The sequence below is a fragment of the Candidatus Contendobacter odensis Run_B_J11 genome, from assembly GCF_000531125.1.
GTDB lineage: Bacteria > Pseudomonadota > Gammaproteobacteria > Competibacterales > Competibacteraceae > Contendibacter > Contendibacter odensensis.
This window is the reverse complement of record NZ_CBTK010000281.1, coordinates 1-12,740: the sequence shown is the minus strand read 5'-3', so window position 1 is coordinate 12,740 and position 12,740 is coordinate 1. Positions and strand designations below refer to the sequence as shown.

Genomic DNA, 12,740 nt, shown 5'->3' with positions numbered 1-12,740 from the left:
AGGAGGCTAACCCGTCTCAAAAATGGGTGTACCTATCACGGAAGTTTAGGGACACTACCAAAATTTACAGGAGGAGAGAATTTAATGTATTTAAATAATACATCCTACGTTCGACTCCACAACAACCCTCGAAGAACCAATTTTTTCTTAATAGCTGAACAATGTCAGTTCGAACTCCGCCAATTCCAGAATTGGCTTGACTAAGTGGTGTTGCCTGCCGGCTGGTCACTCGCCCTGCTCGACGGTAACGGTGAAGTCATCGCCCGGCGGGCGTTAGCCGGCTTCAACCCGGAAACGGCGGTTGATGCCGCCGGGCGCTTCGTCGTCAAATCGACCGTGTCGCCGTGGTCGGTAGCGCTGACAATCCCGCGCGCTGCCTATTAAAAACCGCTGCTCGTGGCGGCGACGACTGCTACCAGCCGGGTGCGCTCTCGACCGTACCAGCGGCGATAGCGCGCTGAAGTTGCGTGTGATCGCGCTCGTTCTGGTCGGCGTACAGGCGGGCGAAATCGCGGAGGGCGGTGGCGAACTGTGAACCCTTGCCCAGGTACGCGCTGATCGCCACGGCGTCTCCGGTGCGGGCGTGGGCCCGGGCCAGCGTCTCACCGCAGGCGGCGGCGAACTCAACCAGGATGGGGGCGAGTAACTCGATGTCGAGGATGATCTTCATGTCGCGGAACTGCCGCACGTAGTAGTCCCTGCCCTGGAACGAGCCCCAGCCGACGAAGATGTCGGTTGCGCTCTGCAGCGCCCGCTTTCCGGCGATCACCCGGGCGCCGTGGTTATCGTGTTGGCTGGGACCGAGGTGGGATTCGTACACCGACGGACCGGCCTGCTTGATCTGCAGGAACAGGGGATCGTCGCCGCTGCGACCCTCAAGGAGGGCCAGGTAGACCCGCATGCCCACGCTGCCCACCCCCACGACCTGGCGGACCAGGTCAACGGGCGTGAAGCGATCGAACAGGTGGCGCCGATCCTCCTGCAGGGTCATCCGGTAGCCGGCCAGGAACTGGTCAGTCAGCGCGTCCTGCTCGTCGTCGTCGATGGTGACGCGGATGGGTGGGGCTTCGTCGATTCGAGGCTGGCCGTCGACCATCGTGGCGAGCTTGGCGAACGCGCCGCGGTGGGTGCGGCGCTTGGACCCCTTCTCGATGTGGACCAACAGCTGCCCACGGTCGGCCGGCGCGAAGTACTCGATCAGACTGTCGACGTAAGTCCCGTCGTACCAGAGGTCGAGCTCCGTCATCGTCGCGTAGCGGGCCATTTGGTTCCGATAGGCTTCCACCGCCGTGACCACTGCCTCATCGGCCGTGGCCGCTTTGACGCCATCCTCCCGCGCCGCCACCACCAGGCTGGCGGCGAGTCGCTGCACATCCCACTCGAAGGGTCCGGGCAGCGTCTCGTCGAAGTCGCGCAGGTCGAACAGGAGGTTCCGCTCTGGCGTGGCCCACAGGCCAAAGTTGAGAACGTGAGCGTCGCCGCAGAGCTGGACCCGCAGCCCGCTGTGAGGCCGGGACGCAAGATCGGCGGCCATCACCGCAGCCGCGCCGCGATAGTAGGTCCACGGCGAGGCCACCATGCGGCCGTGGCGGATAGGGACCAGATCGGGGACCCGGATGGCGTTCTGAGCCACGATCGTGTCGAGGGCGTCGTGCCCGCGCGCGGTCTCGTCCCAATGCGCCTGTGCGCTCCGAGGAGCCTGCTTTCGGGCGGCCTGGCCGGTCGCACGTCGCTCCTCGATGGTCTCCCGGAGGTCATGCAGCGGGACCGTTGCCGGCGAGGTCGTGGTCGGGTCGGTATCCGTCATGAGGGTCGGTCCTTGAGTAGTATGGATGGAAGGTCGGCGGAATCTCTGAAATTTCCTACCACTGGGTAGTGGAAGCTAACCCTGGGTTGGAGACGATGTTCGGAGACTCCGCCAGACAGGACTGTAGTCGAGGCGCGGGGCGGGTGCCACCGTTTGGGGTAATCAGTCGGATCGATGAAGCACCGGTCGGCGCGCCGGGGGCGATTCTATAACAGAGTGGCGGCAACCAAGGCGCCGGCTCATCGCCGACGCTGTTGACTGCGAAGCCTTAGAAATCAATCGGATCGCGAATAATCGGGCAGGTCATGCAATGCCCGCCGCCCCGGCCCCGGCCCAGCTCAGCGCCAACGATGGTGATGACCTCGATGCCTTCCTTGCGCAACTGCGTATTGGTCCAGGTATTGCGGTCATAGGCGAAGACCACCCCGGGAGAGGCCGCCACCAAATTGTTGCCGCTGTCCCATTGTTGGCGCTCGGAGGCATAGTGGTCGCCGCCGGTTTCGACGACGCGCAGTTTCTTCAGGTTCAACGCTTCGGCGACCACATCGACGAACGGCTTCTTCTCCAGGGTAGCCTCGATACCGACCGGCTTGTCGCTGGGCCGCAGGGAAATCGCATGGACCCGGTTCATGATCTCGGGATACAGCGTGACCACATCGCGGTCGGCGAAGGTGAACACCGTGTCGAGGTGCATGGCAGCCCGGAGTTTGGGCATGGCCGCCACGATCACCCGCTCGGCGGCACTCTTCTCGAACAGGGCCGCAGCCATCTGGCCGATACCCTGGCGCGAGGTCCGCTCGCTCATGCCGATCAGCACGGCGCCGTTGCCAATCGGCATGACATCGCCGCCTTCCACCGTCGCCAGGCCAAAGTTGGCGTCTGGGTCGCCCCACCAGATTTCGAACTTGGCATTGGCGAAGCTCGGATGGAACTTGTAGATGGCTGTGGTCAGGAAGGTTTCTTCCTTGCGGGCCGGCCAGTACAGCGGATTCAGCGTCACCCCGCCGTAGATCCAGCAGGTAGTGTCACGGGTATACAGGGTGTTGGGCAGCGGCGGCAGCAGATATTCGGTGACGCCATGCGACTCGCGGACCAGATCCAGATAACCCGAGGTGGAAAACTCGTCCGGCACGTCGACCACCGAAATCCCACCGATCAGGAACTCGGCCAGTTTGCGCGGCTCCAGGCTTTCGAGAAAGGCGCGGGTCTCGGCGATCAGCCCCAGACCGACATTGTTGGGAGTCACCTTGTGATCGAGCAGCCAATTCCTGGCCTCGGGGATGGCGACGGTTTCAGCCAGCAGGTTGTGCATTTCAACGACCTCGATACCGCGATCGCGCATCTTGGTCATGAAGTCGAAATGGTCGCGCCTGGCGTTTTGCACCCATAACACATCGTCGAAGAGTAAATCGTCGCAGTTGGTCGGCGTCAGGCGGGTATGCGCCAGACCGGGTGCGCAGACCATCACTTTGCGCAGGACGCCGACTTCGGAATGAACGCCATAGGTAACGTCTGTCATTGGATGACCTCCTTGAATCACATTGCCAGCCGACATGCCGATCGAACGGTTTCTCTGACTCAGGCTGCGCCATGGCGTTCCAGTCCGGGAGCGTCGCAAGCGAGTTGTTCCAGGCCGGCGGTCCGCTCACCTCGGGGGAGGAACACTCTCGGCAACCGGTTTCGTAGCCGCACTGAATGTATTGAGGCGTTCCGGCGCAGCGGTGGGTTCTTTCAGGGTTCGGCGCACCAACATAGAACAAACAGTGAGGCCGGCGAGAGCCGCCGCAATATGCTTCAGCGTGTGGCCGCTGACCACGCCGCCTAAATAATCCAGCACCTGAGCATCGAACGTTTCCAGGATCTTGCTCAGGACATACCACCCGAACACCCAATAGAGATCGTTACCTCGGGTATAGCGCGACGGACTCAGCATCGCCAGCAACAGCACGATGACCACTGAATAGCCTTGCAGAATCCCATAGGGGATGACATTACCCGCACCCGCCCGCTCGGTGGCCCGCCAATAGATAACCGAAGCCGCCCCGATTAGCAGCATCGGAACCAGCAACGCCAGCCCCGCCCGGATGTTGATTCGATCAACGATCTGACTGGCAACCAGCCCCATAAACGCGATCGTCATCGGCAGCCGGTCCCAGAACAAACTCTCGTTGTCTGGCGCCAGGTGGTAATAGCCTGATCCCAAAGCGGTCAGCAGCGCGCCGAGGAAAAAGACGGCGTAGGGCCATCGCTCGCTCCTGAACTCGAATTGCGCACGCCCACCAAAGACGATGACCAGACCTGCAATGCCGACGATCAAGAACCCCAGATTGGATACCACGTCGAGAAAGTTGGCGATTCCCAATAGATCGCGATGATCGGCGAAATGATGGTATTCGGGGGATTGCGGCACGGCGGGCAGCAGCAACGCCGCCACGATGCACAATATCGTGAACACCACAATCAACCGGGTTTGCATTACCATCAATTTTCTCCCTTACCCGCTCATTACCCGTCTACCGTCCGGCGTCGCGACCGATCCGCCTGGCTGTCAGCGCGATTTTACCGGAAGCCGCGCGTCGTCCTTAAATCCATCGTTCATCGGCGGTGAAGGCCACGATCAGCCATTGATACGATCCCTGGTTGTCAATAGCCGTGCTGATTTCCTGCCGGATGGCGTCCAGCGTAGTAATGCTGCCGATCTGGAAGTCCGGCGGCGTGACGACATAGATCTCGATGAAATAGGCGCGTCCAACCTTGGCGACATAGCTGGTGTACCTGCTGAACCCGTGGCGTTTGACCACTGCATCCATCACCGTGCGCACTACTTGGTCCAGCCTGGGCGGCGTAATCAGCAGGATTTCATTCAAAGCCCGGCGCACGGTCTTGATCGGCACCGTGATTAAGTACAGGGTCAACAGCGCCAATACGGTCGGGTCCACATAAGGTGCGAGAGGAGCAAAGCGGGTGCCCTTGATCGCCCACGCCAGCGCAAAAGCCACCAGCAAAGCAGTAGCGATCAGGGCGGACATTAGCCAACTTTGGGTGTCGAGGTGCAGGAGTTCTGACCGGACCCGCCGATTCTCCCGGCGTTCGTAGAAATACATGCCGAAGGTGAGGATGCATGCGGCGGCGGCGTAGCCGAGGGCCCAGTCCAGTTCCAGTTCGCGTCCACCCGCCAGAAAACTGCCGACCGCGTTGATGAACGCATACAGGCACAGGAACATCAGCACACTGCCATTGAACGCCAGCACCATCGGTTCGATATGCCAGTAGCCGTACTGAAAGCGGCGGTCGCCTTCGCGCTGCACCAGTCGCGCTGCGGTCAGCGCCAGCATCAGCACCAGGGTATCGATGACCGAGAATAAGCCGTCAAACACAATCGACTGCGATCCCGACAGCAGGCCGAGCAGAATTCCGGAACTGGCGAAAACCACGGTGATCCAGATCGACCGCTTGAGGATTTTTTGTTCTGTTTCGGAATGAATCGTCATCAGTGTTGACATGAAAGTACCGACTTTCAGCGTCCGGGGTGGAGTTCCAACGACATGATCGTGAGGGCGTCAGCCCGTAACCCGCCTTGTGGGAAATCCCACGGATTCGGCGGGTTACGCTTTGTTAACTCGCCTTACACGCTACTTCGGTGGATTCGCTGATGGCAGTGCGCCGATCTGCTCCTGGAGGTAGAGGAGCGGCTGCTGGCTGACCTTGAGGAATCCCTCACGCGGTCGATCGAGATCGACCACGAGGGTAATGACCGCGCCAAGGACGATCACCAGCCCGACGGCGGTGAGGGGGCTGCGCCGCAGGGTGAGACCCGCGTTGTAACCCACCATCCCCAGCGTCAGCATCGAGCAGAGGAGAAGCAGGATGAGGATCGTCTCGGGAACGCGCGCGTACAGGCCCGCAATGACCCGTGTCTGGTGCAGGTCGATCATCTCGTTCAGTGAAGCGATGTAGAGGGCCAGGACCTGCGAGTCGGGTGTAGCGCGGGCCAATTTTTCGGCGATCGACCAGAGCTTATCCTGGATCTCGACCGAGCGGGCTATTCTCGCCCGGATGTCTGAGAGATCGTCGGTCAAGATGCGCAGGGGTACGTATTCGCGGAGCAGAGCCTTGGTTTCGCTCGAAGCCGGCTCCGGCAGGTAGCCGGCCCGGAGATAGGTGGTGCCCACCGAGTTCGCCTCGGCGAGCACGACCGCACGGCGCGCGCTGAAGCGATCTGAGGCCATCCCCATCGTAATCGCGAGGAGGAACGCCATCAGGGCCAGGAGTGAACCCACGATCATGGCCGTGGGACCCTCCTTCTCATCCGACGTTCGCTCCTGCCACCAGCGTCCGAGGCGGTAACCGAGTTCGGCCGTGATCAGCGCGAAGATCACGAACGCCACAAAGAAGCCGACTATCGGCAATGAATCGATCAACTGCTGGAAACGCATCATCCGTGCTCCTCGGCGATGGCCACGGCGGGTGGAACTCCCTTGAACCAGGTGACGTAGAGCGTCGGCAGGAAGATCAGCGTCAGCAGCGATGCCACCAGCAGACCGCCCATAATCGCGTAGGCCATGGAACCCCAGAACACGGTCGGGGCAATCGGGATCATCCCAAGCACGGTCGACAGGGCGGTCAGCATGATCGGCCGAAAGCGCGAAATGCTGGCCTCCACCACCGCGTCCCAGACCGCTTTGCCGGCGGCCCGTTCGGCCTCGATCTGGTCGATCAGGATCACCGCGTTCTTCGCAATCATACCGACCAGCGCCAGAATGCCGAGGATGGCAACAAAGCCGAGCGGTTTGCCGGATGCCAGCAGGGCGGCCACCACGCCGATCAGGCCCAGCGGCACCAGGCTCAGAACAATAGCCAGGAGTTGAAAACTCTTGAGCTGGAAGATCAGCAGGGTCAGCATGATCAGGATCATCAGCGGGACCACGGCGAACACCGAGGCCTGCGACTGGGCGCTTTCCTCGACCGAGCCTCCGACCTCGATTCGGTAGCCGGACGGCAGCTTCGCCTTCAACTCGGCGATGGCTTCGGTCAGGTCCGAGACCACCGACTCAGGCAACATCCCCGGCGCCAGCCCCGCCTTGACCGTCAGGGTTGGCAGCCGGTCGCGTCGCCACACCAGCGGGTAGGCTTGACCGTATTCGAAGGTTGCAAACTGGGCGAGCGGGATGGTCCGCCCGTCCGGCATCGACACCGGCAAGGTGCGCAGGGTCTCAATCGAGAGCGTTTGTCCCCCCGCTTCCCGAGCGACCACATTGATGAGATAGATATCGTCGCGAACCTGGGTGATATTTCTCCCCGAGATATTGGCGCCGAGCGCCGTGGCCACCGCCTGGGAACTCAGGCCGAGCAGACGCGCCTTCTCCTGGTCGATGCGGATGCGCAACTCCCGTTCCGGTTCCATCCAGTCAAAATTGACGCGGAGCGTCCTCGGATGGCTCGCGATGATCTCGCCAAGCTGCAAGGCGATTTCGCGCAACCGGGTCGGATCCGGACCAAGGACGCGGTACTGCACCGGCCAGCCGACCGGGGGGCCGAGTTCGAGCGGTGCGACGTTCCCGACCACTTGGGGAAACTCCTCCGCCAGCAGGCGTTCCAGTCGCGGCCGCAGGCGTTCGCGAGCCACGATGTCCTTCGACACGATCACCGCCTGAGCGAAGAAGGGATTGTCCAACTGAACATCGAGGGGCAGATAGAAGCGGATGGCGCCCTGGCCGATGTAAGTGCTCCAGCGCTCGATCCCGGAAGCCAAGTCGGGATCATCGCGCAGAAACTGCTCGAAGCGATTGACGAGCTGTTCGGTCGCATGGATCGAGGCATTCTGCGGCAGCCGGAGATCGACCAGGAGTTCGGGCCGATCCGAGGCAGGAAAGAACTGGCGCGGCACCTGACCCAGCGCCACCAGGGACGCGATGAAGGCCCCGACCGTCACCGCGATGGTGACCCAGCGGGCCCGCATGGCCAGCGTCAGGAAGCTTCGATAAATCTGGGTCACGCGGCTCGGCTTGTCGGCCTGATCGGCCTTTGGTGGCCGTAGCAGCACCATGCCGATCAAGGGGGCGAATACCATCGCGACGAACCAGGAAGCCAGGAGCGCGATGCCAACGACGGCGAAGATCGAGAAGGTGTACTCGCCGGCCGAACTCTGCGCGAAGCCGACGGGCACGAAGCCGGCGATGGTGACCAGGGTCCCGGTCAACATGGCGAAGGCGAGATGGCGATAGGCGTAGATGCCGGCGCTCACCTTGTCGTCGCCCAGCGCCAGGCGTCGGCTCATGGCGTCGATGGTGGTCATGGCGTCATCGACCATGAGGGCCAGCGCGATGATCAGGGCGCCGAGCGAGATGCGCTGGAGGTCAATCTTGGCCAGGTCCATGATGGGGAAAACCACGGCCAGCGTGAGCGGAATGGTGATGGCCACGACCGTTCCGGCCCGTACCCCCAGGGCGATGAAACTCACCACGAGCACGATGGCGATCGCCTGCCACAGGGAGGTGGTGAATTCGTTGATCGCCAGATCGACCGTCAGGGGTTGATCCGCCACCAACCTGGCCTCGATGCCGACCGGCAGGTCCGCCGCAATTTTTTTGGTGGCCTGCCCGATGTTCCGGCCGAGCGCCAGGGTATCGCCACCCTCGCGCATGGCGATCGCCAGGCCGATCGCCGGCTGGCCATTGATCCGGAACATCGGTTGGGGCGGATCGGTGAAGCCGCGACGAATCTCGGCGATATCGCTCAGCCGCAGCATGCGGTCGCCGATCGCGAAGGTGACAGCGGCGATGTCCTGCTCGGAAGCGAAGGCGCCCGAGACCCGCAGCGCGATCGTCTCCTCGCCAGTACGCAGCACGCCGGCGGGTATGACGATGTTCTGCGCCTGCAAGGCCGCGATCAGAGCGCTCGGGTCGAACCCCAAACCGGCGAGCCGCTCGACCGAGAAGTCGATGTAAATCACCTCATCCTGGGCGCCGAGAATATCGATCCTGGAAACATCCTGGACCTGCAGGAGTTGCGAGCGGATGTCCTCTACTTGGTCGCGCAACTCCCGGTGGGTGAAACCGTCGGCGGTGAAGGCATAAATGATCCCGAAGGTGTCGCCGAACTCATCGTTGAAGAAGGGTCCGACGATCCCCTGCGGCAGGGTGTGGCGCATGTCGGCCACCCGCTTGCGGACCTGATACCAGGCGTCCGGAACCTCGTTGCCCGACGCGCTGCCCTTGAGGTTCACGAAGATGGTGGTGTCGCCGGCGCGGGTGAAGCTGCGCAGATCGTCCAGATTCGGGACTTCCTGCAGGGTGCGTTCGAGGCGCTCGGTCATCTGCCGGATCGTCTCGTCCAGAGTGGCGCCCGGCCAGATCGCTCTGACGACCATGGTGCGGAAGGTGAAGGGCGGATCCTCGCCGCGGCCCAGCTTGTAGAAGGAAGCGATCCCCGCGACGAGGGCGACGATCATGATGAAAAGGGTGATCGAGCGGTTGCGGATGGCCCACTCGGAGAGATTGAAGCCGTTCATGGTTGCGTCCCAAGCAGTCGAACCTGCTGGCCCGGACGCAGGGTCTGAACCCCGGCGGTCACCACGATGTCGCCCGGTTGCAGCCCCTCCGCGACCGCCACCTGGGCCAGGCCATAACGCAGTATCTCGATATTGCGCAGCGACACGGTATTGCTGGCGGGGTCGAGCACCCAGACCGCCGGGCGCTGATTGGCCGTCGTCAGCGCCGAGGCCGGGATCTCGATACCGGATCCGGCGCCGAGCTGGACGCTGCCGGTTACCGTCGAACCGAGCCGCATCGCCGCCGGTGGATCGTTGAGGCCAATCCGGACCTTGAAGGTTCGCGTCACCGGATCGGCCTGCGGGGCCACTTCCCGCACCCGCCCGGTGGTGCGCACCTTCGGATCGCTGCTCAGGACAACGACGACCTCGGCATTGGCCGGTGCGGTCTCAATGATCCGCGCCGGAACATCGAATACGGCGTCCCTGCCGCCTTCCCGGGCGAGTTGGACAATGGGCTGACCAGCGGCGACCACTTCCCCCGGTTCGGCGCGGCGGGCGGTGACAGTGCCGCTCGAATCGGAGATGAGGTCGGCGTAGCCCAGTTGGGTCTCGGCGATGTTCACCTGCGCCTGCACCGAATCCACCTGGGCTCGAGCGGTCCGATAGGCCTGTTCCGCCTGATCGAACATGGTGCGGGTGATGAAACCTCGGTCCATCAGGGGGCGCTGACGCTCGAAGTTATTCTGAGCTTCGACCAGCCGCGCTCGCACGGCGGTGAGTTCCGCGCGGGCCGACCGCAGCGCGTTGCGCGGGGTTTCCGATTCCAGTCGGGCGACCACCTGGCCGGCCCTGACCCGATCGCCGACATTGACGGAGCGCTCGATCATGCGTCCACCGACCCGAAAGGACAGGTTCACCTCCTCCCGCGCCTCGACTTGCCCGGTGAGACTCGCGGTTTCACCGCCTTCCCGGCTCTCGACGGTCGTCACTCGAACCGGGCGAATCGGCTCGGGTTCGGGCTCTTCAACCGGCTTGCAGGCGGTGAGCAGCGCCAGGATCATGAGCGCAGACAGCCAAGCCGTTCGCGCATCAAGAGTTCCGCGAACGGCTTTAGCCAGCGTCGACCCGTCTACCATTTTCAATGGGATACCCTCAGTCAGTAGGTTTTACACATCAAATCAAATAATACGACGACATCTTGCAGCAGGGTAGCTGTTAGCAAACCAAGGCGTTAACCGCTTGTAAAGCATCGGTAATCGAGGCGCGGTTCTATTCAGCATCAGTATCACTGGCAGGTTGGAAGGAAATACCGGCCATGCTACAAATTGGTTGTGGCAGGGTCAAGGCGAGCGCCTGAGCATTGCTATAAAGTCGGGATTATAAACCAGAACAGCGGCGCTGGGCCGCTGATTGGATGGGTGGAGCGGAAGGGGTGCGAATCCATTGCTCTGACTTTCAGCACGATGCAAACAATCCGGGTGCGCTATACCTGCGTTTGCATTTGCGAGGCGCGCTACCTCATCGGGTCAAATGCATGAGGCGACTGCCCTAAAACAGCCCTAAACACCAGGACTTTCGCTCATAAACTGGGTGTCGTTATACCCGTGAAAACGGGTATCCAGTCTTTTCAGCAGCTTACTGGATTCCCGCTGACGCGGGAATGACGAAAAGCGAAAGTCCTAAACACCAAGGATCAACCGATGTTACTCAACGATAAACGCGCCGCACTGGTCGAGCATATCTTGTTCAGCCACCTTGATACGGTTGAACGCGAACAACTCCTTGCGTTAGGTTCAGTGCGCCGGTTTGACGATGGACAGATGATTTTTCAACGCGGCGATGCCGGCAACAGCATGATGCTGGTGCTGCGGGGTGAGATCAAAATCAGCATCGTGTCCGACGAGGGTAAGGAGCTGATTTTTAGCATCGTCGCGCCGGGGGAATGCTTCGGTGAGATTGCGCTGCTGGATGGTCAACCTCGCAGCGCGGACGCTACCGCCATCGGCAAGTGTGCGCTGTTCACGTTGCTGCGCCAGGATTTTATCCCGTTCCTGGAGCGCCGGCCGCAGGTCGCGACGGCTTTGCTGGCGGTACTCTGCGGACGGTTGCGCACCACCAGTGATCTTGTCGAGCGACTGGCCTTCCAAAATACGCCGGCCCGGTTGGCCCGGCTGCTGGTCACACTGGCCGCGAACCATGGCACGACCACCCCAACGGGAATCCGTATCGCCCACAAGCTCTCGCAACAGGATCTTGGCAACCGCATTGCCACCAGCCGCGAGAGCGTCAACAAGCAACTGCGGCTCTGGCGAGCGCAGGGACTGCTGACGGTTGAGCAGGGCTACATCACCCTCCTGCAACCCGACACGTTGAACCGGATCGCGCACCCCGTCTGATCCCTGTTCGCCCCGCAACCCTAGACACCCCCCATTCCCCAGCTCTCAAATCCCCCGCAAAAAAATCTGCGTAAAGTGTGAAGTAGTTCACAAACAAAGACCGAAGGAAATGCGGAAATAGCCTCACTGGATAACGCCCGCAGTGCATGAATCTGCTGACATGGACATTATTTTTGGTGACGCTCATAGCGAGTTCGCGATTTTTCTTACTGATAGCCGGGGCAACTAATGCAAACCATGGCGGAGTTGGGATTTCACTTTGGAATTTTAGAAGGGCATCAGGAGGTAGTGCATGTTCCTTTATATCTGGATAGCTCGCTGTTTATCTTTCTGGATGGGAGCGCCATTCATAACGGGGAAAAGACCATGACGGTCATCCCGGACATTTGGGATGACCTGCAGAGATACGGTTTAGCAAATAGCTTACCGATCAAACTCAGGAGAGAGATGACATGACCGCCAATCAACGAGTCGAACCGGATTCTTTATATCAGCCTGGTCTGAAAGATACCGGTGCAAATCCGCGCATTCGATCAGTGGTACTGGATATCCGCGCTCGCTATGGAGCAATGCGGATTCTCGGTATCGGCCACGGTGCATGGTCATTGTGCCGCGATTTATACCATGCGGGTTATGCAGGTTATACCGTAGCCAGTATCGAAGCCAGTGACAGCGGCGCAGCTCACTCGGCTGGATTAGCGCCGGCGGATCACTCCTACCCACCGGTCACAGGCGCTGATCCCAGCCTGATGAAAGCAGCCGGTTTCGATATGGCGATCAGTATCGAGTCCAGCGGCTCGGGTTCCAATCCCTCCACGCTGGTCAAACTCGCTGCCAGCAATCTTCAGCCTAATGGGGTCTTCATCCTGTCAATGCCTTACAGCAGCCATATAAAGAGCCTGCTGATCACAGTACGCGAGCGCTGGAAGCTGCCGCTTTCGGCCTCATGGGATGGCGGCTACGTTCAGCGCTGGTCAAAAAAATGCCTCCTGTAAATTTTCCCGTGATTGCTTATAAATTTGAAACCCACTGTAAGCTCATTGAG

11 protein-coding genes are annotated in these 12,740 nt (G+C 61.1%); 4 read left to right on the top strand and 7 right to left on the bottom strand.

Features of this window, described 5'->3' with window-relative positions; genetic code table 11:
- The first annotated feature begins 204 nt into the window (after positions 1–204).
- Complete coding sequence (locus tag BN874_RS17660) at positions 205–384, top strand: hypothetical protein (RefSeq protein ID WP_034435609.1); 180 nt, start codon at positions 205–207, stop codon at positions 382–384.
- A gap of 28 nt (positions 385–412) precedes the next feature.
- Here the strand turns inward: BN874_RS17660 and BN874_RS17655 are convergent, their stop codons facing one another.
- The 7 genes from BN874_RS17655 to BN874_RS17625 all read right to left on the bottom strand — a co-directional run bounded on the left by BN874_RS17655 (position 413) and on the right by BN874_RS17625 (position 10,435).
- Positions 413–1,807 carry a DUF2252 domain-containing protein gene (locus tag BN874_RS17655; RefSeq protein WP_081756495.1) on the bottom strand — a complete coding sequence of 465 codons (1,395 nt, stop codon included), beginning with the start codon at positions 1,805–1,807 and terminating at the stop codon, positions 413–415.
- A gap of 268 nt (positions 1,808–2,075) precedes the next feature.
- Positions 2,076–3,326, bottom strand: a complete 1,251-nt coding sequence (arcA, locus tag BN874_RS17650; RefSeq protein ID WP_034435608.1) for an arginine deiminase — start codon at positions 3,324–3,326, stop codon at positions 2,076–2,078.
- A 126-nt stretch (positions 3,327–3,452) separates the two neighbouring features.
- Positions 3,453–4,289, bottom strand: coding sequence for a hypothetical protein (locus BN874_RS17645; protein ID WP_051498001.1), 837 nt, complete (start codon positions 4,287–4,289; stop codon positions 3,453–3,455).
- 100 nt (positions 4,290–4,389) lie between these two features.
- Complete coding sequence (locus BN874_RS17640) at positions 4,390–5,310, bottom strand: cation diffusion facilitator family transporter (RefSeq protein ID WP_034435606.1); 921 nt, start codon at positions 5,308–5,310, stop codon at positions 4,390–4,392.
- A 129-nt stretch (positions 5,311–5,439) separates the two neighbouring features.
- Positions 5,440–6,246, bottom strand: coding sequence for a bestrophin-like domain (locus BN874_RS17635; protein ID WP_034435605.1), 807 nt, complete (start codon positions 6,244–6,246; stop codon positions 5,440–5,442).
- Entirely contained in the window at positions 6,243–9,317 is a 3,075-nt protein-coding gene (locus BN874_RS17630) for an efflux RND transporter permease subunit (protein ID WP_034435604.1), read from the bottom strand. Before BN874_RS17630 ends, BN874_RS17635 begins: the two co-directional genes overlap by 4 nt.
- Positions 9,314–10,435 (bottom strand): efflux RND transporter periplasmic adaptor subunit, encoded by a 1,122-nt coding sequence (locus tag BN874_RS17625; RefSeq protein WP_051498000.1) that lies wholly within the window; start codon positions 10,433–10,435, stop codon positions 9,314–9,316. The genes BN874_RS17630 and BN874_RS17625 overlap by 4 nt, the downstream gene beginning before the upstream one ends.
- A 564-nt stretch (positions 10,436–10,999) precedes the next feature.
- On the opposite strand from BN874_RS17625, the gene BN874_RS17620 reads away from it, so the two are divergent.
- From BN874_RS17620 to BN874_RS17610, 3 genes are all read left to right on the top strand, one after another.
- Positions 11,000–11,695 (top strand): Crp/Fnr family transcriptional regulator, encoded by a 696-nt coding sequence (locus tag BN874_RS17620; RefSeq protein ID WP_051497999.1) that lies wholly within the window; start codon positions 11,000–11,002, stop codon positions 11,693–11,695.
- 228 nt (positions 11,696–11,923) lie between these two features.
- Positions 11,924–12,151, top strand: coding sequence for a hypothetical protein (locus BN874_RS17615; RefSeq protein WP_034435602.1), 228 nt, complete (start codon positions 11,924–11,926; stop codon positions 12,149–12,151).
- Positions 12,148–12,690: a hypothetical protein gene (locus BN874_RS17610; RefSeq protein WP_034435601.1), complete on the top strand. Its 543-nt coding sequence runs from the start codon at positions 12,148–12,150 to the stop codon at positions 12,688–12,690. The genes BN874_RS17615 and BN874_RS17610 overlap by 4 nt, the downstream gene beginning before the upstream one ends.
- Positions 12,691–12,740 lie beyond the last annotated feature (50 nt).

Coding starts and splice junctions, on each gene's coding strand:
- BN874_RS17610 (WP_034435601.1), top strand. CDS start 12,148: ATGACCGCCAATCAACGAGTCGAACCGGATTCTTTATATCAGCCTGGT.
- BN874_RS17615 (WP_034435602.1), top strand. CDS start 11,924: ATGCAAACCATGGCGGAGTTGGGATTTCACTTTGGAATTTTAGAAGGG.
- arcA (WP_034435608.1), bottom strand. CDS start 3,326: ATGACAGACGTTACCTATGGCGTTCATTCCGAAGTCGGCGTCCTGCGC.
- BN874_RS17625 (WP_051498000.1), bottom strand. CDS start 10,435: ATGGTAGACGGGTCGACGCTGGCTAAAGCCGTTCGCGGAACTCTTGAT.
- BN874_RS17640 (WP_034435606.1), bottom strand. CDS start 5,310: ATGTCAACACTGATGACGATTCATTCCGAAACAGAACAAAAAATCCTC.
- BN874_RS17620 (WP_051497999.1), top strand. CDS start 11,000: ATGTTACTCAACGATAAACGCGCCGCACTGGTCGAGCATATCTTGTTC.
- BN874_RS17655 (WP_081756495.1), bottom strand. CDS start 1,807: ATGACGGATACCGACCCGACCACGACCTCGCCGGCAACGGTCCCGCTG.
- BN874_RS17635 (WP_034435605.1), bottom strand. CDS start 6,246: ATGATGCGTTTCCAGCAGTTGATCGATTCATTGCCGATAGTCGGCTTC.
- BN874_RS17645 (WP_051498001.1), bottom strand. CDS start 4,289: ATGGTAATGCAAACCCGGTTGATTGTGGTGTTCACGATATTGTGCATC.
- BN874_RS17630 (WP_034435604.1), bottom strand. CDS start 9,317: ATGAACGGCTTCAATCTCTCCGAGTGGGCCATCCGCAACCGCTCGATC.